18 protein-coding genes and 1 pseudogene are annotated in these 19,975 nt (G+C 67.7%); 8 read left to right on the top strand and 11 right to left on the bottom strand.

The features are described 5' to 3' along the window. Nucleotides 1–79: 79 nt before the first annotated feature. Nucleotides 80–1,003 carry a LysR family transcriptional regulator gene (locus EO170_RS17375; RefSeq protein WP_104650398.1) on the bottom strand — a complete coding sequence of 308 codons (924 nt, stop codon included), beginning with the start codon at nt 1,001–1,003 and terminating at the stop codon, nt 80–82. Nucleotides 1,004–1,099: 96 nt separating this feature from the next. Here EO170_RS17375 and EO170_RS17370 point away from each other — a divergent pair, with 96 nt between their 5' ends. From EO170_RS17370 to EO170_RS17350, 5 genes are all read left to right on the top strand, one after another. Next, nucleotides 1,100–2,107 carry a zinc-binding alcohol dehydrogenase family protein gene (locus EO170_RS17370; protein WP_126946902.1) on the top strand — a complete coding sequence of 336 codons (1,008 nt, stop codon included), beginning with the start codon at nt 1,100–1,102 and terminating at the stop codon, nt 2,105–2,107. Between the two features lie 181 nt (nt 2,108–2,288). Continuing rightward, a complete protein-coding gene (gene rmuC / locus EO170_RS17365; protein ID WP_104585880.1) occupies nt 2,289–3,872 on the top strand; it encodes a DNA recombination protein RmuC in 1,584 nt (527 codons plus the stop codon). Between the two features lie 181 nt (nt 3,873–4,053). After that, nucleotides 4,054–4,458 (top strand): hypothetical protein, encoded by a 405-nt coding sequence (locus tag EO170_RS17360; protein WP_206514034.1) that lies wholly within the window; start codon nt 4,054–4,056, stop codon nt 4,456–4,458. A gap of 153 nt (nt 4,459–4,611) precedes the next feature. After that, entirely contained in the window at nt 4,612–5,163 is a 552-nt protein-coding gene (locus EO170_RS17355; protein ID WP_115678196.1) for a glutathione peroxidase, read from the top strand. Between the two features lie 125 nt (nt 5,164–5,288). Beyond that, nucleotides 5,289–5,708, top strand: a complete 420-nt coding sequence (locus EO170_RS17350) for a lysozyme inhibitor LprI family protein (protein ID WP_104585875.1) — start codon at nt 5,289–5,291, stop codon at nt 5,706–5,708. A gap of 163 nt (nt 5,709–5,871) precedes the next feature. Here EO170_RS17350 and EO170_RS17345 read toward each other — a convergent pair whose 3' ends face one another. The 6 genes from EO170_RS17345 to EO170_RS17320 are packed head-to-tail and all read right to left on the bottom strand — an operon-like array spanning nt 5,872 to nt 9,980. Further along, nucleotides 5,872–6,933 (bottom strand): VacJ family lipoprotein, encoded by a 1,062-nt coding sequence (locus EO170_RS17345; protein ID WP_126946899.1) that lies wholly within the window; start codon nt 6,931–6,933, stop codon nt 5,872–5,874. 10 nt (nt 6,934–6,943) lie between these two features. Continuing rightward, on the bottom strand, nt 6,944–7,243 hold the full coding sequence (locus EO170_RS17340; RefSeq protein WP_104650361.1) for an STAS domain-containing protein: 300 nt from the start codon (nt 7,241–7,243) through the stop codon (nt 6,944–6,946). Then, a complete protein-coding gene (locus EO170_RS17335; protein WP_104586194.1) occupies nt 7,233–7,895 on the bottom strand; it encodes an ABC transporter substrate-binding protein in 663 nt (220 codons plus the stop codon). The genes EO170_RS17340 and EO170_RS17335 overlap by 11 nt, the downstream gene beginning before the upstream one ends. Further along, nucleotides 7,892–8,425 carry an outer membrane lipid asymmetry maintenance protein MlaD gene (gene mlaD, locus EO170_RS17330; protein ID WP_104586196.1) on the bottom strand — a complete coding sequence of 178 codons (534 nt, stop codon included), beginning with the start codon at nt 8,423–8,425 and terminating at the stop codon, nt 7,892–7,894. Before mlaD ends, EO170_RS17335 begins: the two co-directional genes overlap by 4 nt. An 11-nt stretch (nt 8,426–8,436) precedes the next feature. Further along, the gene (locus tag EO170_RS17325) at nt 8,437–9,186 is read right to left on the bottom strand and encodes an MlaE family lipid ABC transporter permease subunit (RefSeq protein ID WP_104535395.1); all 750 of its coding nucleotides are present in this window, start codon (nt 9,184–9,186) and stop codon (nt 8,437–8,439) included. Then, nucleotides 9,186–9,980, bottom strand: a complete 795-nt coding sequence (locus tag EO170_RS17320) for an ATP-binding cassette domain-containing protein (protein ID WP_104535396.1) — start codon at nt 9,978–9,980, stop codon at nt 9,186–9,188. The genes EO170_RS17325 and EO170_RS17320 overlap by 1 nt, the downstream gene beginning before the upstream one ends. Nucleotides 9,981–10,377: 397 nt before the next feature. Between EO170_RS17320 and EO170_RS17315 the strand changes: the two genes are divergently transcribed. Then, nucleotides 10,378–10,665 carry a hypothetical protein gene (locus tag EO170_RS17315; protein WP_126946896.1) on the top strand — a complete coding sequence of 96 codons (288 nt, stop codon included), beginning with the start codon at nt 10,378–10,380 and terminating at the stop codon, nt 10,663–10,665. A 6-nt stretch (nt 10,666–10,671) separates the two neighbouring features. On the opposite strand, the gene EO170_RS17310 is transcribed toward EO170_RS17315, so the two are convergent. Genes EO170_RS17310 through EO170_RS17295 form a run of 4 tightly spaced genes read right to left on the bottom strand, consistent with a single transcriptional unit; the run spans nt 10,672 to nt 12,963 of the window. Continuing rightward, complete coding sequence (locus EO170_RS17310; RefSeq protein ID WP_126946893.1) at nt 10,672–11,199, bottom strand: GNAT family N-acetyltransferase; 528 nt, start codon at nt 11,197–11,199, stop codon at nt 10,672–10,674. A gap of 36 nt (nt 11,200–11,235) precedes the next feature. Then, nucleotides 11,236–11,772, bottom strand: a complete 537-nt coding sequence (locus EO170_RS17305) for a tail fiber protein (protein WP_126946890.1) — start codon at nt 11,770–11,772, stop codon at nt 11,236–11,238. Nucleotides 11,773–11,831: 59 nt separating this feature from the next. Continuing rightward, on the bottom strand, nt 11,832–12,359 hold the full coding sequence (locus tag EO170_RS17300) for a tail fiber protein (protein WP_126946887.1): 528 nt from the start codon (nt 12,357–12,359) through the stop codon (nt 11,832–11,834). Nucleotides 12,360–12,417: 58 nt separating this feature from the next. Then, a complete protein-coding gene (locus tag EO170_RS17295; RefSeq protein ID WP_126946884.1) occupies nt 12,418–12,963 on the bottom strand; it encodes a tail fiber protein in 546 nt (181 codons plus the stop codon). A 259-nt stretch (nt 12,964–13,222) separates the two neighbouring features. On the opposite strand from EO170_RS17295, the pseudogene EO170_RS21850 reads away from it, so the two are divergent. Continuing rightward, nucleotides 13,223–14,128, top strand: a pseudogene (locus EO170_RS21850) (Calx-beta domain-containing protein); the annotation flags it as partial. Between the two features lie 45 nt (nt 14,129–14,173). Then, nucleotides 14,174–19,618 (top strand): putative Ig domain-containing protein, encoded by a 5,445-nt coding sequence (locus EO170_RS17290; RefSeq protein ID WP_241239469.1) that lies wholly within the window; start codon nt 14,174–14,176, stop codon nt 19,616–19,618. Nucleotides 19,619–19,975 lie beyond the last annotated feature (357 nt).

The raw sequence follows: 19,975 nt of genomic DNA, 5'->3' as shown, positions 1-19,975 counted from the left end.
ACCTCAACGCGCGCGGCAGTCGCGCAGACCTTGCTGCGGCGCGCGTGCATCCATCGCGCCCCTGTTCCGGCGCAGCAGGTCAACGCGCATCGGACGCCAGCGGGTACAGCGCCGTCATCGCCTGGCAGCGTTGCGCAAACAGCGCGTGCAGCTGCCGCACCGCCGGTGAAAACTGTTTGCGATGCGGGCACACCAGGTGCAGAGGCAGGCGGTCGCCGCACTCCGGGAACAGCACCTGCAAACGCCCGGCCTGCACGTCGGTGCAGACATCCAGCCAGGATTTATAGGCGATGCCTTCGCCAGCCACTGCCCAGCGCCGCACGATATCGGCGTCGTCGCACAGCATCGCGCCACGCACCGGCACGATGTGGCGGCGGCCCTCCAGCTCGAACTGCCAGCGGTCGTAGGCGCGCCCGGCCAGCAGATACAGCAGGCAGGCGTGCTCGCGCAGCGCGTCCAGCGTGGCCGGTTGCCCGTGCCGTTGCAGATAGGACGGCGCGGCGACCAGCACCCGCCGGTTGTGCGGCGCCAGTGGCAGCGCCACATGCTCCGCATCGTCGATACGCCCCAGCCGGAACGCCACATCCACCGGCGCGCGGTACAGGTCCGCCACCTGGTCGGACAGATGCAGGCGCAGGCGCAGGCGCGGATGCGCGGCGCGGAACTCGGTCAGCCACGGCAGCAGCACATTGCGGCCCAGGTCCGACGGGGCGGTTACCTGCAGCACGCCCTGCAGTTCGGTGTCGTGCCCGCGCACCTGCTCGCGCCCATCGCGCAGCAGCTCCAGCACCTGGCGTGCGTAGGGCAGGTACTGCTCTCCCTCGGCAGTCAGCCGCAGGCTGCGCGTGGAGCGCGCAAACAGGCGCAGGTCCAGGGCCCGCTCCAGCCGCGCCACTGCCGCGCTGACCTGGCCGGGCAGCAGGTCGGCCTCGCGCGCGGCATTGGAAAAACTGCCCAGTGCCGCCGTGCGCACGAACAGCGCCAAGTCGTCGAAGCGGACCATCTTCCCTCCAGCTGTGAAAGTGCTTGCGCAGTTTGCCGGTTTTTCTCGCAATGCCGGCGGCCGACCATGCAGTTCCCTCCCCGCAGGACGCCCGCCATGAAAGCCATCGCCTATCCCCAGCACGGTCTGCCCATCGACGACGCGCGCGCGCTGGTCGCGCTCGACCTGCCGCTGCCCGAGCCCGGCCCGCGCGACCTGCGCGTGCGCATCCATGCCATCTCGGTCAATCCGGTCGACACCAAGGTGCGCGCCAACGCCGCGGTCGACGCACCGCGCGTGCTCGGCTGGGATGCCAGCGGCGTGGTCGATGCGGTGGGCAGCGCGGTCAGCCTGTTCCAGCCCGGCGATGCGGTGTACTACGCCGGCACCTTGAACCGCCCGGGCACCAATGCCGAATACCACCTGGTGGACGAACGCCTGGTCGGGCGCAAGCCGGCCACGCTCGATGACGCCTCGGCCGCCGCGTTGCCGCTGACCGCGATCACCGCCTGGGAGCTGCTGTTCGACCGCCTGCGCATCGCCGAAGACGGCGGGCAGGGCCAGACCCTGCTGGTGGTCGGCGCCGCCGGGGGCGTCGGCTCGATCCTGGTGCAGCTGGCGCGCACGTTGACCAAGCTGACCGTGATCGGCACCGCCTCGCGCCCGCAGACGCAGGACTGGGTGTATGCGCTCGGTGCCCACCATGTCATCGACCACACCCAGCCGCTGAGCGAGAGCCTGCAGCGCATCGGCATCGCCCAGGTTGAGCATGTCGCCAGCCTGACCCATACCGACCAGCACTTCACCCAGCTGGTCGACGTGCTCGCGCCGCAGGGCCAGCTGGCCCTGATCGACGACCCGGCCACGCTCGATGTGCTGCCGCTCAAGCGCAAGAGCGCGTCGCTGCACTGGGAATTCATGTTCACCCGCTCGCTGTTCGACACCGACGACATGATTGCCCAGCACCACCTGCTCAACCGCGTCGCCGCGCTGGTGGACAGCGGCACGCTGCGCAGCACGCTGGGCGAGCACTACGGCCGCATCACCGTCGACAACCTGCGCCGCGCCCACGCCGCACTGGAATCGCATCGCACCCGCGGCAAGCTGGTGCTGGAAGGGTTCTGACCGCGGCGACGTTCCGACTGCGCAGCTCCGGCCCGGCTCGCCACGCCGTCAGCCGCGTCGGAGGCGCTTGATGCGCATTGCCGCAGGCGCAACGTCCCAGGCGCCCGCGCCCTGAGCACCGGCCGCCCAACCGGCATCGCACTGGCGCAGCCCCTGCGACCGGCCCGGCTACACTGCGCGCATGTCATCCCAATCCCTGATCCTTCTCGGACTGCTCGTCGTAGTCCTCGTGTTGCAGCTGATCGCGCTGCTGCGACGTCCTTCCACCAGCGGCCTGGAGCTGGCGCTGCGTGCCGAGCAACGCGACGGCCGCGGCGAATTGCGCGAGCAGCTCGAAGGCCTGGCGCGGCAGCAGGACGGCCGCCTGGAAACCTTCGCGCGCAACCTCACTGAACTGTCCACGCGCACCGACCAGCGCCTGGACTTGCTGCGCGACGCACTCGGCGAAGACGCACGCAAGGCGCGCGAAGAAAGCGCCCTGGCGCAACAACGCACCGGCGAACTGCTCACCCTGCGGCTGACCGAATTGCGCACCCAGCTCGACGGCTTCGGCCAGCAGCAGGAAACCCGCATCCAGGTGTTCGGCCAGCAGCTGACCGAGCTGATCGCACGCACCGACACCCATATGGCCGCCCTGCGCGAAGCGCTGGCCGACGATGCCCGCAAGGGCCGGCAGGAGGCCGGCGAGTCGCAGCAGCGCTTCACCGAGGCCCTGGGCCAACGCCTGACCGAACTCACCCAACGCAACGAACTGCGCATCGGCGAAATGCGCGCCACGCTGGAACAACAGCTGGCCAACCTGCAGAACGACAACGCCAGCAAGCTCGAACTGATGCGCGCCACCGTCGATGAAAAACTCCAGACCACGCTCAACACGCGGCTGGATGCCTCCTTCAAGCTCGTCTCCGAACGCCTGGAACAGGTGCAGCGCGGCCTGGGCGAAATGCAGCAGCTGGCTACCGGCGTGGGCGATCTCAAGCGTGTGCTGAGCAACGTCAAGGACCGCGGCGGCTGGGGCGAAGTGCAGCTGGAGAACATCCTCGAGCAGACGCTGACGATGGAGCAGTACGCGCGCAGCGTGCGGGTCAGGCCCGACAGCGCCGAGGCGGTGGATTTCGCGATCCGCCTGCCAGGACGCGGCGACGACACCGTGGTGTGGCTGCCGGTCGATGCCAAGTTCCCGCGCGAGGATTACGAACGCCTGATCGACGCGCAGGAAAAGGGCGACCTGGACGCGATCAAGACGTCGACGGCGCAGCTGGAACGCGCCATCCGCATCCAGGCCAAGTCGATCAGCGACAAGTACGTCTGCCCGCCGCAGACGACCGACTTCGCGGTGATGTTCCTGCCCACCGAAGGCCTGTACGCCGAAGTGATCCGTCGCGCCGGCCTGGTCGACCTGCTGCAGCGCGAACATCGCGTGGTGCTGGCCGGCCCGACCACCTTCACCGCCCTGCTCAACAGCCTGCAGATGGGCTTCCGCACGCTGGCGATCGAAAAGCGCTCCAGTGAGGTCTGGCAGGTGCTGGGCGCGGTGAAGAGCGAGTTCGGCAAGTTCGCCGGCATCCTCGAAAAGGCCGAGCGGCAGATCAGCACGGTCGGCAAGAGCCTGGGCGAAGCCAGCCGCAAGACCCGCACCATCGAACGCCGCCTGCGCGGCGTGGAAACCCTGGCCAGCGAACACTCCCAGGCGCTGCTGGACGATGCCGGCAACGACGACACCGCCAGCAGCAGCGACGACGACAGCAACGACGAGCAGGAATGATCCGCCGCCCAAGGCGACCCAACAAGCCACGACGTAGGAGCACACCCGGGCGCGACCAGGCATTGCCGATAACGCCCCATCGCGGCCAGGGCCGCTCCTACAAAACGCAGGTCTCCGGCATGGCTTCTTGCCGATAGCGAGCACGCCACGCAGACATCGCCACCGCGATGCTTGCAGCCACCTGATGCAAGACGAGAGTGTCAACATGGCAACCCGATGGATCCATGCAGTGATCTGCGCGCTGCTGCTGACCGCATGCAGCACGCCTCCGGCGACCAGGCCGGGCGCTGCGGCGGGCACGCCGCAGCCACCGCATGCCGGTTCCGCCGACGCTGCCGAATGCGCGGCAAAGGGCGGGCAACTGCGTCCGGTCGGCCGCATGCAGACGGTGCGTTGCGTGGTGCCGTATGCCGATGCCGGCAAGACCTGCAGCGACAGTTCCGACTGCAGCGGTGATTGCCTGGCCACCAGCATCGTGCCGACCGGCACCGCGACATCCGGCACCTGCCAGCGCGACAGCGACCGCTTCGGTTGCCGCCAGGAAGTGATCGGCGGCATGGGCCAGGCCGCGTTGTGCATCGATTGACGTCAGCGAACGTGGTGAAGCGCCTGCACGGGTCGATCAGCCGCTTGGTCCGTGCGCGTCGCTGGAGATCACTGCAAGCGCCATGAGCCAGCCGTCTCGCTCGCGCCATCGTGGCGGTTTATGCTCTCGGCTCTACCTGTCCAGGACGTATCGATGAGCCAGACGCTTTACGACATCCCGGTTGCCCGCATCGACGGTGAGCCCGCCACGCTGGCCGACTATCGCGGCAAGGTGCTGCTGGTGGTCAACGTCGCCTCCAAGTGCGGACTGACCCCGCAGTACGAGAGCCTGGAAGCGCTGTATCGCGACAAGCAGGCACAGGGGCTGGAAGTGCTGGGCTTTCCGGCCAACGACTTCAAGGGGCAGGAGCCCGGCAGCGAGGCGGAGATCGCGCAGTTCTGCCAGCTCACCTACGACGTGACCTTTCCGATGTTCTCCAAGATCGCCGTCACCGGTGCCGAGATCCATCCGCTGTATCAGCAGTTGACCAGCGCACATCCGCAGGCCACCGGCGACGGCCCGATGCGCGAGAAACTGGCCGGCTACGGCATCGCACCCAACCCCGCACCGGGCGTGCTGTGGAACTTCGAAAAATTCCTGATCGGCCGCGACGGCCAGGTCATCGACCGCTTCGCCCCCGACGTGCCGGCAGACGATGCGCGCCTGCGTGCGGCGGTGGATGCAGCGTTGGCATCGGCTGCCTGAAGCTCCTCTCCACCAGGACGAGACGCCACGCGTGCGCGCCAGTGGCACGCGTGGCCTGACGTAGCAAGCTGCATCCACCGTGTCGGTGCACGCATCGCGAAGGTGACTCAACAAGGACCCTGTCGATGCGTCTGCTCTTTGTCCTCCTGATGCTGCCTGGCAGTTCGTCGTTACACGCTGCGGAGCTTTGCCGCGACCTGCAGACAACCCCGGAAAGTAACGCTTGCTGGAACGAGCAAGTCGGCATCGCGCAGGCACGTCTGGATGATTATCTGGCGACCGCGCGCGACCGGGCCGTTTCCACATTGGGTATTGCCGCCGACGCTTTCGACAACGCACAGACGGCGTGGACGACGTACCGGGATCTTCAGTGCGGCAATGTGCAAACGCGCTGGCACGATGCGACAGTCCTGCCGGCCAAGGTGGCGCGCTGCATCGTCGACCTCGACGATCAGCGCGCGCACGATCTATGGAAGCACTATCTCACCTATATCGACCGCACGCCGTCGATCAGGCCCGAACCGGAGTTGCGCGCCGGCAAGTGACCTGGCAACTGCACCTTCGATCCTTCGGTCTGGATTGCCTGAGGCAAGCCTGCGCCTAGGCAGCCTAGTCCTTGGTGCCACTTCGCATGCGGGTGGCGGAAAATAAAAAGCCCGGGATCGCTCCCGGGCTTTCATAGTTACGCCAAACCGCACGCTAGATCGATCAACGAATCCACTGCGGGATCGGCATTGCATCCACCGGCACGGTGCTGTCCTTGTCCTCGCGCAGGTAGTCGGGCAACTCGTTGTCCTTCTGGCGATGGCTGCGCAGGTCGCGCACGATCTGGTAGTTGCGGCGCTGCATCCATGCATCGCGGGTCAGTGCGTATTCGTCCGGTGCCTGGTCGCGCAGCGAATCCAGCGACATCAGCTGCGCGCGCGTATCCACCAGCTGCAGGCCCTGCAGGGCGAAGCGCGCGCCGCTGTCGTCGACCTGGCGCAACGGCGAGAGCGGAATGTCGCCGCCCAGGCCGAAGGTGTCGCGCACCGTGCGTGGGCCGAACAGCGGCAACTCGAAGTAGCGCGAATTGCGCCAGCCCCACACACCCAGGGTCTGACCGAAGTCCTCGCTGCGGCGCGGAATGCCGGCTGCGGAGGCCGGATCGAACAGACCGGCCACGCCCAGCGTGGAATTCATCACGAAGCGGCCCAGCGACTGCATCGCATACACCGGGTGGCCCTGCAGCAGCTGGTTGACCATGGTCAGCGGCGTGCCGAGGTTGTCGAAGAAGTTGGTCACGCCCAGGCGTGCCGGACGCGGCACCACCTTGGTATAGCCGGTGGCCAACGGACGCGCCACGCCCCGGTCCACGGCCAGGTTGAAGCGGTGCATGCCGCGGTTGTAGCGCTCCCACGGATCGTAGGGTGGCGCATCACCGGGCTGGCCCGGTGCACCGTTGGCGCCGGCCTGCGGGGTGGTGGGGCCGTAGAGCGCAGCGTAGTCGTCCTCGGCCGAGGTGGCGGCACCTACGGTCCCGGCGCTGGCATCGGCGCCGGTCTGGTCGGCCGGGGCTGCTGCGGCGGTGGCCGGCAGGGCGTCCGGGGCGGCAAAGCCGGCAGTGGCCGGCTGCGCCGTCACAGCGGCGTCGTCACGCACCGGGGCCGGGGTTGCGTCCGGGGCGGTCTCGGCCGCGGACGCAGGCGGCGCGGATTTCGGAGCGTGGCTGGCGCAGGCACCAAGCAGCAGGCAGGCGGCCAACAGGGAAAGGGGGCGAAGCTGGGTCATGGGGTGGCGCTCAGGCCTGGAAATCGAAAGTAGGGGACAAACGGTAGGCGGCGCGTAATTCGTCCAGACCGGACGCCTCACCCACCACCGTGACGGGACCGGCACCGGTGGCGCGCAGCCGCGCCGCCAGTTCGGCCAGCATTGCAACGCCGGCACTGTCCAGGCGTTGTACACCCGACAGGTCCAGCGTGCGAATGCCGTCCAGTTGCGCAATCGCCTGCGGCCAAGCCGCCGTGACCGCGTCGCGGTCGAGCACGCCGGTCAGTGCCAGCGTCTGGCCATTGCGTTGCACGGAATCGTTACTTGCCATTGGCCGGTGCCGGACCGACCTGCAGATTGCCGCTACGCAGCTCTGCGGCGACCTTGGCAATGCCCTTTTCGCGCAGCGGGGCGTCGAACTGGGTCTTGAAGGTCTGCACGTAGGAGATGCCTTCGATCATCACATCGAAGATCTTCCACTGGCCACCGACGTTACGCATCATGTAATCGACCGGGGTCGGGTCGTTGCCGGCGCGCAGCAGGTCGGTGGACACCTTGACGCCGCGGTTGCCCGGCAGGGCGCTCTCGGACTTGGCGCGGAAGGTCGGCTTGCCTTCGAAGTTGAGCAACGCGGTGCCGTAACGCTGCATCAGGTTGTCGGCCAGCGCATCGGCAAATAGCTTGACGTCCGCATCGGAGGCACCACGGCCGTTGACGCCCAGCACCAGGCGGGCCGAGTAGTCGCGGTCGAAGGCCTTGTTCAATTCGCCATTGATGTACTGGCGCAGCGCGGCCGGGTTGCTGCGGAACTCGGCGCGGCGCTGGTCCAGCGTGCTCAGGATGCGGGTGCTGCTGTCGATGACGGTCTTGGTGGCCGCGCCCTGCGCAGGCGCGCTGGCGGCAGCCGGCTGCGCCAGCACGGTGGCCGGTGCGCACACCAGCAGGGTCGAGGCCAGGACAGCGGAGAGCAGGGTGGTTTTCATTGGTGCGGTTCCGTAGAGGGAGAAGCGGGCTGGGCAGGCGGGGCGGCCTGACCCTCTGCGGCGGATTTATCACCGCCGCCACTGAACATGTACTTGCCGACCAGCTGCAGCAGGTCCACCGCCGGCTGGGTGAAGCCGATTTCTTCGCCCGGCTTGAGCGTTTCCGGGTCGCCGCCCGGCTGCAACCCGATATAACTCTCGCCCAGCAGGCCGCTGGTGAAGATGCCGGCCGAGGTGTCGGCCGGCAGATCCTTGTACTTGTTGTCCAGCGACAGGGTCACCACCGAGTCGAACCTGGTCGGATCCAGGCTGATGTCGGACACCTTGCCGATGGTCACGCCGCCGATCTTCACCGGTGCCTGCGCACGCAGCTGGCCGATCTGGCTGAAGCGCGCGGTCAGCGTGTACTGGCTGGAGCCGAAGCCCCAGCGCTGGTTGGTCGAGGCCACCGCCAGCACCAGCAGCGAGGCCAGGGTCAGCAGCAAAAAGGCGCCGACGGCGAATTCGAGTCGTGGTCCACGCATGGCCATAGTTATTCCACTCACCTAAACAACATTGCAGAAAGGACGAAGTTGAACATCAGCACCAGCAGCGAGGCGTTCACCACCGCGCGGGTGGTGGCGATCGAGGTGCCTTCGATAGTCGGTTCGGCGTGGAAGCCCACGTAGGCGGCGACCAATGCGGCGGTGCCGCCGAAGATCGCCGACTTGAGCATGGCCACGCCAAAGTCGTCCCAGAAGTCCACGCTGTTGCTCAACCCCGACCAGAATGTGCCGTTGTCGATGCCCAGCACGTGCACGGCTTCGAAATAGCCGCCGGTGATGGCCAGCGAACAGAACACGCCGGTCAGCAACGGCACCGTCAGCACCGCCGCCCAGAAGCGCGGTGCCACCGCCTTGGCGACCGGATCGATGGCCATCAGCTCCAGCGCCTTGATCTGGTCGGTGGCGCGCATCAGGCCCAGCTCGGCCGCGATCGAGCTGCCGGCGCGGCCGATGAACAGCAGCGCGGTCAGCACCGGTGCCAGCTCGCGGTACAGCGACAGCCCCAGCAGCGTGGACAGCGCATCCGACGCACCGTAGGTGGTCAGCGTGCGGTAGCCCTGCAGGGTCAGCACCAGGCCGACGAAGGCGCCGCCGACGGCGATGATCGGCAGCGACCGCGCGCCGACCTTGTAGATTTCGCGCACCAGCTCGGCAATGAAATCGCGCGTGGGCACCGAGCCGCGCAGCACGGTCAGCGAAAACAGCCCGGCGCGGCCGAAGGCGCGGATCGACTCGACCATGGCCATCAGGCGGCACTCCGGTCGCGCCGCGGCGCCGCATCGAAGGCGATCGGCCCATCCGGCTGGCCATGCAGGAACTGCTGCACCAGCGGATCGGTACTGTCCTGCAGCTGCTCCGGCGTGCCGGCGAACACGATGCCGCCATTGGCGATGACCACGGCCTGGTCGCTGATCGGCAGGGTTTCGTGCACGTGGTGGCTGACGATGATGCTGGTCAGGCCGAGGCTGTCGTTGAGGCGCTGGATCAGGCTCATGATCACGCCCGAGGCGATCGGGTCCAGCCCGGTCAGCGGTTCGTCGTAGATCATCAGCGGCGGGTCCAGTGCCAGCGCGCGCGCCAGCGCCACACGCCGCGCCATGCCGCCGGACAATTCGCGCGGCCAGGCATCGGCGGCGGCCAGCAGGCCCACTGCATGCAGCTTCATCTGCACCAGGCGCTGCAGCACCGGCGCCGGCAGGCGGGTGTGGGTACGCAGCGGCAGCGCGACGTTGTCGGCCACGCTCAGGTCGGTCAGCAGGCCATTGCCCTGCAGCAGCACGCCGACATTGCGACGCATCTCCAGCAGTGCACGGTTGCCATGCGGGATCGCGTTGCCGAACAGGGTGACCGTGCCGGCGACCGGACGCAGTTCGCCGGTCAGCGCAGCCAGCAAGGTGGATTTGCCGCTACCGGACGGACCGAGCACGGCAGTGATGCTGCCGCGTGGCACCTCGAGCGAGACGTCGCGCAGGATCGTGCGACCGCCGCGATCGATGCGGACACCGGACAACTGCACGACAGGGGATGCGGACGCCGTCATCGAAGCCTTTAACAGAATTCCAACGCGATAGAGTAGCCGTCACACGGCTGAACATAACCGAACCGGTGCGTGCACTATTGTCGCATCTCTGCACGGCGTTGCGGCCGCTGCAGGGTGCCGTCCCTGTAACAGCGTGTCCTGCGACGCAATCGAGACGCGTGCGTGCGCAAGACGGATGCAACGTACGCTGCAGTAGGGGAGCTGCAGCGCATGGTCCGTACCGCGCCATCGTCTCGCAGGAGGCACGCGTGATTCGCATCGCTGGCGCTGGCTCACCCTCGCCTGCGGTTGCCTGTTTCCAACCTGTCGAACATGTCCCTTCGCCGATCGCGGCGTCTTGCCAGATCGGTTCCAACGCGTGACCATCGACGCTACATCGTCGCTACAGGAATCATCCATGGAACTGCTGACGCTCGAACACTTCGCCGGTAGCGTCAACGAGACCTTCGCCGCTGCATTGAATGACGGCGAAGTGCCGTTCGTGCTGGTGGAAGCGCGGCCGTTGCCCGAGGCACGCACTTCGCAACGCGCACCGTTCTCTCTGTTGTTCCGCAACACCTCATCTTTCCTGTTTCCGCAGCAGATCTATCAGATGCGTCACGCCCGGCTGGGCGAAATCGGCATTTTCCTGGTGCCGGTGGCGCGCGAGCGCGACGGCTTTCTGTATCAGGCCGTTTTCAACTGAGTGCGTTCAACCGCGGTGCTCGGGAAAATGCCAGTGCATCTGCAGATGCGTCTGGTTGCCCAGCCCCGCGACGAAGCCGTGGCGGGCATACAGGCGTTGCGCGGCGGGGTTCGCGTGCAGGACGTGCAATGACAGTCCGCATCCCGCCTCGCGCGCGATCGCTTGCGCGTAGGCAAGCAGTTGCGAGCCGATGCCTTGTCCGCGCCAGTCCGGCAGCAGGCTGATATCCACCAGCGTATGTTGCGTGGCGCCACGGTGCAGATACAGGCGCCCGATACGCACATCCCCGGCCTGTACGATCAAAAAATCGCCCCCTTCAAAATGTTGCTGGTAATGCGCGCGCTGCAGGGCGAACTGTTGTTGCAGAAAGGCGCGTTTGCTCGCCTCCGGCCACGGTACCGCTGCCAGCTCGTCGCTGCGGGTGCTGGCATAAAGCGCTTGCAGCCACGCAACGTCGGCGGGCTGCTCGGCGCGCAGCGCAAGCGCTACCGCCTGCCCATCAACGGCAGCGCTCGTCATCACCTGCATCCTCATCGCCGCCTTTGCAACGCGCCCGGGTGACGGCATCGCTCAGTCGAACACCGGATAGTCGCCCTGCAGCGCGATGCAGAAGTTCACCGCCAGGTAAGGCTGCCGGTTCTCGTGCGCCTGCCCGTTGCCGGTGGGCAGCAGCATGGTCGGGGAGAATTGCTTGTCCGGGGTCACCGCCAGGAACGGACGCTCGGTATTGACGTTCAGTGAGGAAAAGGCGACACCGCTGGCCGGCATTCCCGTTTTCTTGGCCAGGTCAGGCTGCGAGAACGCGTTGACGCCGTGCTGGTGCAGCGGAATCTGCGTGCTTTGCAGGCTCACCGACGCCGAGCCGAAGGTATTGCCCAGCGTGTGCGGGGTCAGGCCCGGTCCCGCACCCTGCTGGCAACCGGCGCGGGTGGTGAAGTTCGGCAACTGGAAGGTGCTGCTACCGGTGCCGCCATAGGCCACCCCGAGCAGGGAAAACAGCGCGGTGTTCTGGGTGACCGGCAGCGTGGCGCCGTTGCACAGCGCCCAGCCGTAAGGGTTGTAGTCGAAGCCGAACAGCTGGATTTCGCCGAGATAGGGTTCGGTCATGAACAGATTCTCCGATGAAGCGGATACGTGCCGCGGCCAGATCGGCGCGGCGCGAGGGATCAGGCCTGCTGCGGAAAGATGCCGGTGGTGGCGATGCAGTACTGCACCGTCAACGTCGGCATGCGGTTCTCGTGCGGCTGGCCGCCGCCGGAGAACGAGGTGCTCTGCGCAGACATCGCCAAGGTGGTGCCACCGGTCGTATCACTCACGTAGAACAGGCTGCCGCTCACCGCCGCGGGCAACAGGCCGACGGGCGCGGTGGCGGTCGCCGCTGCGGTGGTGGCCTGGGCTGTATGCGTGTGCGCCGGCATCTGCAGGTCTATCAACGTCACCGTCTCGGTGCCGGCGGACTGCGCAAGGGGGTAGTTGCTCAGGCCCGGTGCCTGGCCCTGGTGGATTGGCAGGCGGCCGCGCAGATCCGGCACGCCGAACGTGCTGGTGCCATTGCCACCGTAGGCAGTGCCGAGCAGGAGGTACAGGGGTTCGTATTCGGAAATCTGCAGCAGTGAGCCATCGCACGCCTGCCAACCCTGGGGAGTGCGGCCAAAACCGAACATGCGGATTTCGCCAATGAAGGGAGTTGCCATCAAATTCTTCCTGGTCGATGAGGCGCCATGCGCTAAGCGCCTCCAGATGCGGATGCGCCTAGCTGCGCGAAGGGAAGATGCCGGACAGCGCGATGCAAAAATTGATCGTGGTGTAGGGCTGCAGGTTCGGATGCGCCTGGCTGCCGCCGCTGCTGGCGACGGTGGACTGCGACAGCGGCACGATCGCGCCAGGCGCGGCGTATAACGTGTGCGCAGTCCCCGAGGCGACGTTGTTGTTGGCGAACAGGCGGCCTGTGGGTGTGCGGTTGTCGCCGTTGGCGCTGCTGCAATCCATCAGGTGAATGTGGGGGGGCAGGTTGCCTGCCACCAGCGTCACCGTCTCCGCGCCCGCCGCCTGGCCCATGGGAGCGGCAGACGGCTGCCAGTTCGGATCCACCGACGGCCCATAGCCCACCGGCGTGCGTCCACGCATGTCCGGCAAGCCGAACGTGGTCCTGCCATCGCCGCCGAAGCGCGTGCTAAGCAGACTGAACAGGGCCTGGTTCTGATTGACTGGCAGCAATTGCCCGTTGCACTGCGCAAAATACTTCGGTGCAAATGCGAAACCGGCCATCATGATCTGGCCGACGAAGAACTCACTCATGCAGCTCCCCCCTACGTAGGTACGCCGCCGACCGGCTGCCGGAGACTGACGTACTGATACCTGCCGAGATCGCAGACCACAAGCCACCAGCGACCTAACTGGGATGAAGTATTAATTTTTCATTCTTTAACTGCCAGTCAGTTCCTGATTAAATAGCGCTACAGTCCAATCCTATGCCTCATCAGGCATCGCGTTGCGCTGATCCGAGGCACCAGGACCGTTGCCGACGCCATTGGGGTGGCGTTTTTGGGGAAAACATATGTCTACGAACTTGACCGCCGCCTCGGGTGGCGTGCGCCCGCTCCTGCGTTGGATGTTGGCGCTGTTGCTGCTGGCAACCTCTCACGTTGCCCTGGCTGCCTACTGCCCGACGCCGAAAAGCGCCACCGTCAACTCGGGTGGCTCGGTGTCCTTCGAAGTCGGCGACTGCGATGGCCCTTCCAATATCGGCATGACCGATCCCGGCGTGCCCCCGGCGCACGGCACATACAGTCTTCCCGGTCAGAATCCTGACAGCACCGAACAGGTGACCTATACCAATAACGGCGATGGTGCGACATCGGACTCGTTCTATCTGTTGGACGAAGACAACAACCAGATCGTCTTCAACATCACCGTCAACCCCTCGCGCACTGCCAGCATCGCGGTGAGCCCGGCCAGCCGCAACGAAAATAGCGGCGCAGCGTTCACCTACACGGTGACGCTGAGCCAGAGCAGCAGTTCGGCGACCACGGTAAACCTTAGCCGCAGCGGCACCGCCACCAGCGGCACCGACTACACGGGTGCGCCGAGCAGCATCGAGGTGCCCGCCAACGCCACCACGGCCACCTTTTCCGTCACCCCGGTCGCCGACACCACGGTGGAGGCCGACGAGACGGTGGTGATCAGCGTGGCCAGCGGTAGCGGCTATGGCATCGGCAGTCCGTCCAGCGCCACCGCCACCATCGTCAACGACGACTTTCCGACCGCATCGATCACGGTGTCTCCGTCCAGCGTGCCCGAGGACGGTACGACCAACCTGATCTACACCGTCTCGCTCGACCAGGCCGCGCAGAGCGCGGTATCGGTCGCCTTCAGCGTCGGCGGCAGCGCGACCTCAGGCACCGACTACGCGGCCGTGAGTTCGCCGCTGGTGATCAACGCCGGCCAGACCACCGGCACCATCACCATCAATCCGACCGCCGATGCCACCATCGAACCGGACGAGACGGTGGTGATCAGCCTGGCTGCGGGCAGTGGCTACAGCGTGGGGTCGCCCAACAGCGCCACCGGCACCATCCTCAACGACGACCAGCCGGCGCTGTCGATCAACGACGTGTCCGTGAGCGAAGGCAACGCCGGCACCACCAATGCCACCTTCACTGTCTTGTTGAGCCAGCCGGCCGGCGCCGGCGGCGTCAGCTTCGATATCTCCACTGCCGACGGCACTGCCACTGCCGGCGTGGACTACGTCGCCTCCAGCCTGGCCGGGCAGACCATCCCCGCCGGCAGCAGCAGCGCCACCTTCACCGTGCAGGTCAACGGCGACTCGCTCAGCGAGCCCGACGAGACCTTCTTCGTCAACGTCAGCAACGTCACCGGCGCGACAGTGGCCGATGCGCAGGGCCTGGGCACCATCGTCAACGACGATGCCGTGCCGTCGCTGTCGATCGACGATATCAGCGTGAACGAAGGCAATAGCGGCACCACCACGGCCACGTTCACGGTGAGCCTGAGCGCGGCCAGCGGCCAGACCGTGTCGGTCAATTACGCCACCGCCAACGGCACCGCCACCGCAGGGAGCGACTACGTCGCGCGGTCGGGCACGCTGACATTTCCGCCGGGTACAACTGCGCAGGGCGTGGCGATCACCGTCAATGGCGACACCGCGGTCGAGGCCAGCGAGACCTTCAGCGTCGGCCTGTCCGGTGCCAGCAACGCCAGCATCGCGCGCGCCACCGGCACCGGCACCATCGTCAATGACGATGTGGTGGTGATTGTCGGGCCGGCCACGCTGCCGGCAGCCACCGCCGGCAGCGCCTACAGCCAGACCCTGAGCGCCAGCGGCGGCACCGCGCCGTACACCTTCGCCGTCACGGCCGGTGCGCTGCCGCCCGGGCTGACCCTGAGCGCTGCCGGCGTGCTGTCGGGCACACCCACCGCCACCGGCAGCTTCAACTTCACCGCCACCGCTACCGATAGCGGCGGCAACCCCACCAGCGGCAACCGTGCCTACGCGTTGACCGTTGCCGGCGCGACGGTGACCCTGCCGGCGACCAACCTGCCGGCCGGCACGGCAGGCCAGGCCTATTCGAGCGCGCTCACTCCGGCGACCGGCGGCATTGCCCCGTATACCTACGCCATTACCGCCGGCGCCCTGCCGGCGGGCATCACGCTCAATGGCAGCAGCGGCGCCCTGACCGGTACGCCCGGCACCGCGGGCAGCTTCAGCTTCAACGTGACCGCCACCGACAGCACCAGCGGCACGCCATCGCAGGCAACGCAGAGCTACTCCCTGACCATTGCCGCGCCGCCGATCGTGGTTGCGCCGTCCACGCTGCCGGCCGCCACCCGCGGCACGGCCTACAGCCAGACGCTGAGCGCCAGTGGCGGCACCGCGCCGTACACCTACACGCTAGCAAGCGGTACGCTGCCGGCGGGCCTGACCCTGGCCAGCAACGGCACACTGTCGGGTACCGCCACGGTGGAAGGCAGCTTCAACTTCACCGTGACCGCGACCGATGCGGGGAGCTTCACCGGCGACCAAGCCTACAGCCTGACCGTTGCCGGCCCGAACGTTGTACTGCCGGCGAGCACCTTGCCGGCAGGCACGGCCGGGCAGGCTTACACCGCGGCGATCACGCCCGCCAGCGGCGGCACCGCGCCCTACAGCTATGCACTGACCGGCGGCGTCCTGCCGGCGGGTGTTGTCGTGGACGCGGCCACCGGCAGCCTCAGCGGCACGCCGACCGTGGCAGGCACGTTCACCTTCACCCTGACCGTGTCCGACAGCACGCCCAGCCCGGCGGCGCAGGCCAGCCGCAGCTACACGCTGACCATCGCGGCACCGGTCATTGTGGTCGCGCCCACCACGCTGCCGGCCGCCACCCGCGGCACGGCCTACAGCCAGGCGCTGAGCGCCAGTGGCGGCACCGCGCCGTACACCTACACCCTCGGAAGCGGCACGCTGCCGGCCGGCCTCACCCTGGCCAGCAACGGCACGCTGTCCGGCACCGCAACAGTGGAAGGCAGCTTCAACTTCACCGTGACCGCGACCGATGCGAACGCCTTCACCGCTGCGCAGGCCTATGCGCTGACGGTGGCCGGCCCGAACCTGGCGTTGCCGGCCAGCACCCTGCCGGCAGGCACGGCCGGGCAGGCATACGCGGCGGCGATCACGCCCGCCAGCGGCGGCACCGCGCCCTACAGCTATGCACTGACTGGCGGCGTCCTGCCGGCGGGTGTTGTCGTGGACGCGGCCACCGGCAGCCTCAGCGGCACGCCGACCGTGGCAGGCACCTTCACCTTCACCCTGACCGTGTCCGACAGCACGCCCAGCCCGGCGGCGCAGGCCAGCCGCAGCTACACGCTGACCATCGCGGCACCGGTCATCGTGGTCGCGCCCACCACGCTGCCGGCCGCCACCCGCGGCACCGCGTACAGCCAGGCGCTGAGCGCCAGCGGCGGCACTGCGCCGTACACCTACGCGGTAAGCGCGGGCACTGTTCCGGCCGGCCTGACCCTGGCCAGCAACGGCACGCTGTCCGGCACCGCAACAGTGGAAGGCAGCTTCAACTTCACCGTGACGGCGACCGATGCGAACGCCTTCACCGCTGCGCAGGCCTATGCGCTGACGGTGGCCGGCCCGAACCTGACGTTGCCGGCCAGCACCCTGCCGGCAGGCACGGCCGGGCAGGCATACGCGGCGACCATCTCGCCGGCGACCGGCGGCACCGCGCCCTACAGCTACGCACTGACGGCCGGCACGTTGCCGAACGGCATGGTGCTGGATGCTGCGACCGGTGCGCTCAGCGGCACGCCGACCTTGTCGGGCAACTTCGCCTTCACCCTGACTGCCAGCGACAGCACGCCGAGCCCGGCGGCCCAGGCCAGCCGCAATTACACGCTGACGATTGCAGCAGCCACCCTGGTGCCTGGCCAGCCCACGCTGCCGCCAGCGGTGCGTGGCAGGCCCTACAGTCAGGTGCTGACCGCGTCCGGCGGCGTCGCGCCGTATACCTACAGCGTCGCCAACGGCCGCTTGCCTGCCGGTCTGACCCTGTCCGGCAACGGCACGTTGTCCGGCACGCCGACCGCCGAAGGGGTCTTTTCGTTCGCTATCGCAGTGGCCGACGCCGGCAATGCCAGCACCACCCAGGCCTATACCTTCACGGTGGACGGCCCGAACCTGGTCCTGCCGGCAAGCACGTTGCCGGCCGGCACGGCCGCTCAGGTCTACGCCGCGACCATCGCGCCCGCGACCGGCGGTATCGCGCCTTACAGCTATGCACTGACAGCCGGCGCCCTGCCGAGCGGTATCGTCCTCGATGCGGCGACCGGTGGACTCAGCGGCACGCCGACTTCGTCGGGCACGTTCAACTTCACCCTGACCGCGACCGACAGCACGCCCAGCCCGGCGGCCCAGGCCAGCCAGCGCTATACGGTCACCATTGCGGCGGCGACGCTGGTGCTGGCGCAGCCCACCCTGCCACCGGCGACGCGCGGCAGCGCGTACACCCAGGTGCTCACGGCCAGCGGTGGCGTCGCGCCTTATCGCTACAGCATCGCCAGCGGCACCTTGCCGGCTGGCCTGACGCTGGCCGGCGATGGCACGCTGTCGGGCACGCCAACGACGCAGGGCACCTCGTCCTTCACCATCGCGGTGGCCGACGCCGGCAATGCCAGCGCCACCCAGGCCTACAGCTTCACGGTGAGCGATGCGGCGCCGGTGGCGGTGGCGGATGTGGCGGCCACCATGAGCGATGCTGCGGTGACGGTGGCGGTGACCGCCAACGACACCGGCAACATCGCATCGATCGGCATTGCCACCGCGCCGACCAACGGCACCGCCGTGGTCAACGGGCTGGAGCTGGTCTACACGCCGGCCGCCGGTTTCGTCGGCACCGATGTGGTGAGCTACACGGTCACCGGCAGCGGTGGTACGTCGGCCGCGGTCACGCTGACCATTACGGTCAACGCGCGGCCGGTGGCGGTATCGGTGACCGCCGCGGCCGTGCCCGGCGAAGCGCAGCAGGTCGACCTGACCCGCAATGCCACCGGCGGGCCGTTCGTGGCTGCAGCCGTGGTCGCGGTGCTGCCGGCCTCGGCCGGTACCGCCACCATCACCCGGACTGGCGGCACCGCCACCGCGGCGGCGGCGCGTGCCTCCGGCCCGTCGCCGGCGGCGGCTGCGATGGCCGAGACGCCCACGTTCATGCTGACCTTCACCCCCAACCCGGCCTTCGTCGGCCAGGCCACGGTGCAGTTCACCTTGTCCAATGCGTTCGCCACCTCGGTGCCGGCCAGCGTGGTGTTCACCATCGCGCCGCGCCGCGACCCCAGCGTGGATGCGGAAGTGCGTGGCCTGATCGATGCGCAGTCCGAGTCCACCCGGCGCTTTGCGCGGGCGCAGATCGACAACTTCCAGCGCCGCCTGGAAGCCACCCACCGCGGCGGCAGCACCTTCAGCAACGCGGTGAGCTTCCAGCCGACCTCGCATTGCCGCCAGGCCGACCGCGGCATCAGTGCGCAGCCGTGCAGCCCGGACACGCAGGAGGCCGACAACGACTTCCGCGATGCGCCGGCAATGGCCAGCAGCGGCAACAGCACCGCGCAGGGTCAGGGCGATCTGGGGCTGTGGGTGGGTGGTGCAATCCGCTCGGGCAGCCTGGACAGGCAGTCCAACAGCAACGGGGTGGACTTCCAGACCGACGGCCTGAGCGTGGGCGCCGATTACCGGGTGGCACAGTCGCTGGCGATCGGTGCGGGCCTGGGTTGGGGCCGCGACGACAGCGATGTGGGCAGGAACGGCAGCCACTCCAAGGCCACCGCCTACACCATGGCCCTGTATGCCAGCTTCCATCCGGGCAAGGCGTTCTTCTTCGACACCCTGGTCGGCTACCAGCTGCTGTCCTACGACCTGCGCCGCTTCGTCACCGACGACAGCTCGATGGCCGAGGGCAACCGCGACGGCAAGCAGTGGATTGCGTCGGTCTCCACCGGTGCGGACCTGCAGCGCGGCGAACTGCAGATCACCCCGTATGCACGTGTGGATGTTGCCCGCGCCACGCTGGATGGCTATGTCGAAGACGGTGTGGCGCCGTTCGCGCTGCGCTATGACGACATGGACGTGGCCACCACCACCGGCAACCTGGGCCTGCGCCTGGAATGGCGCCGCGAAGTGGCCTGGGGACGGCTGACCCCGCAGTTGCGCGTGGAATACCAGCGCGACTTCCAGGGCCGCGGCGATGCCACGCTGAGCTATGCCGATCTGAACGGCGGGCCGTTCTATCGTGCCGGGCAGAGTGCGTTCGACCGCAACCGCCTGATGGTCGGCATCGGTGCGGCGCTGCTGACCGAGCAGGGCCTGTCGACGCGGCTGGAATACCGCGGCATCACCGATGGCGACAGCAACAACGATCAGACCTGGATGATCAATCTGGAAAAGAAATACTGATCGTCTCCAGCGTCATGCACTGAGCAATGCGATGGGCCGGGCGACTACCCCGGCCCATCGCGTTTGTGATGCCGCCGGCGGTATGTGTTGCATGGCGGCGTTGGGGCTGCGCTGCGCATTGGTCTGCGGTGGGTTGTAGACAGACCGCCAGGCGCATCGGCCAGTGCATCGAAGCCAACGTGCAGCCTGGTCCGCCTGTCTGCTTTCCTGCCGGTGGCGGTGCCGGGTTTGCTCAGGTCTGCCGCGTGTCGGCAGTCGATCGCCACGCGCGGCAATGCAGTTGCCCATGTCACAGGACAGCCCTGGGCAGCGGCACCGATCGCTGCATGCAGATCCTCGGCAAACAGCGCAGCACGG

It is taken from the genome of Xanthomonas sp. BRIP62409, from assembly GCF_003992965.1.
In the GTDB taxonomy this organism is placed as follows: Bacteria; Pseudomonadota; Gammaproteobacteria; order Xanthomonadales; family Xanthomonadaceae; genus Xanthomonas; species Xanthomonas euroxanthea.
This window is presented reverse-complemented; position numbering and strand designations above follow the sequence as displayed.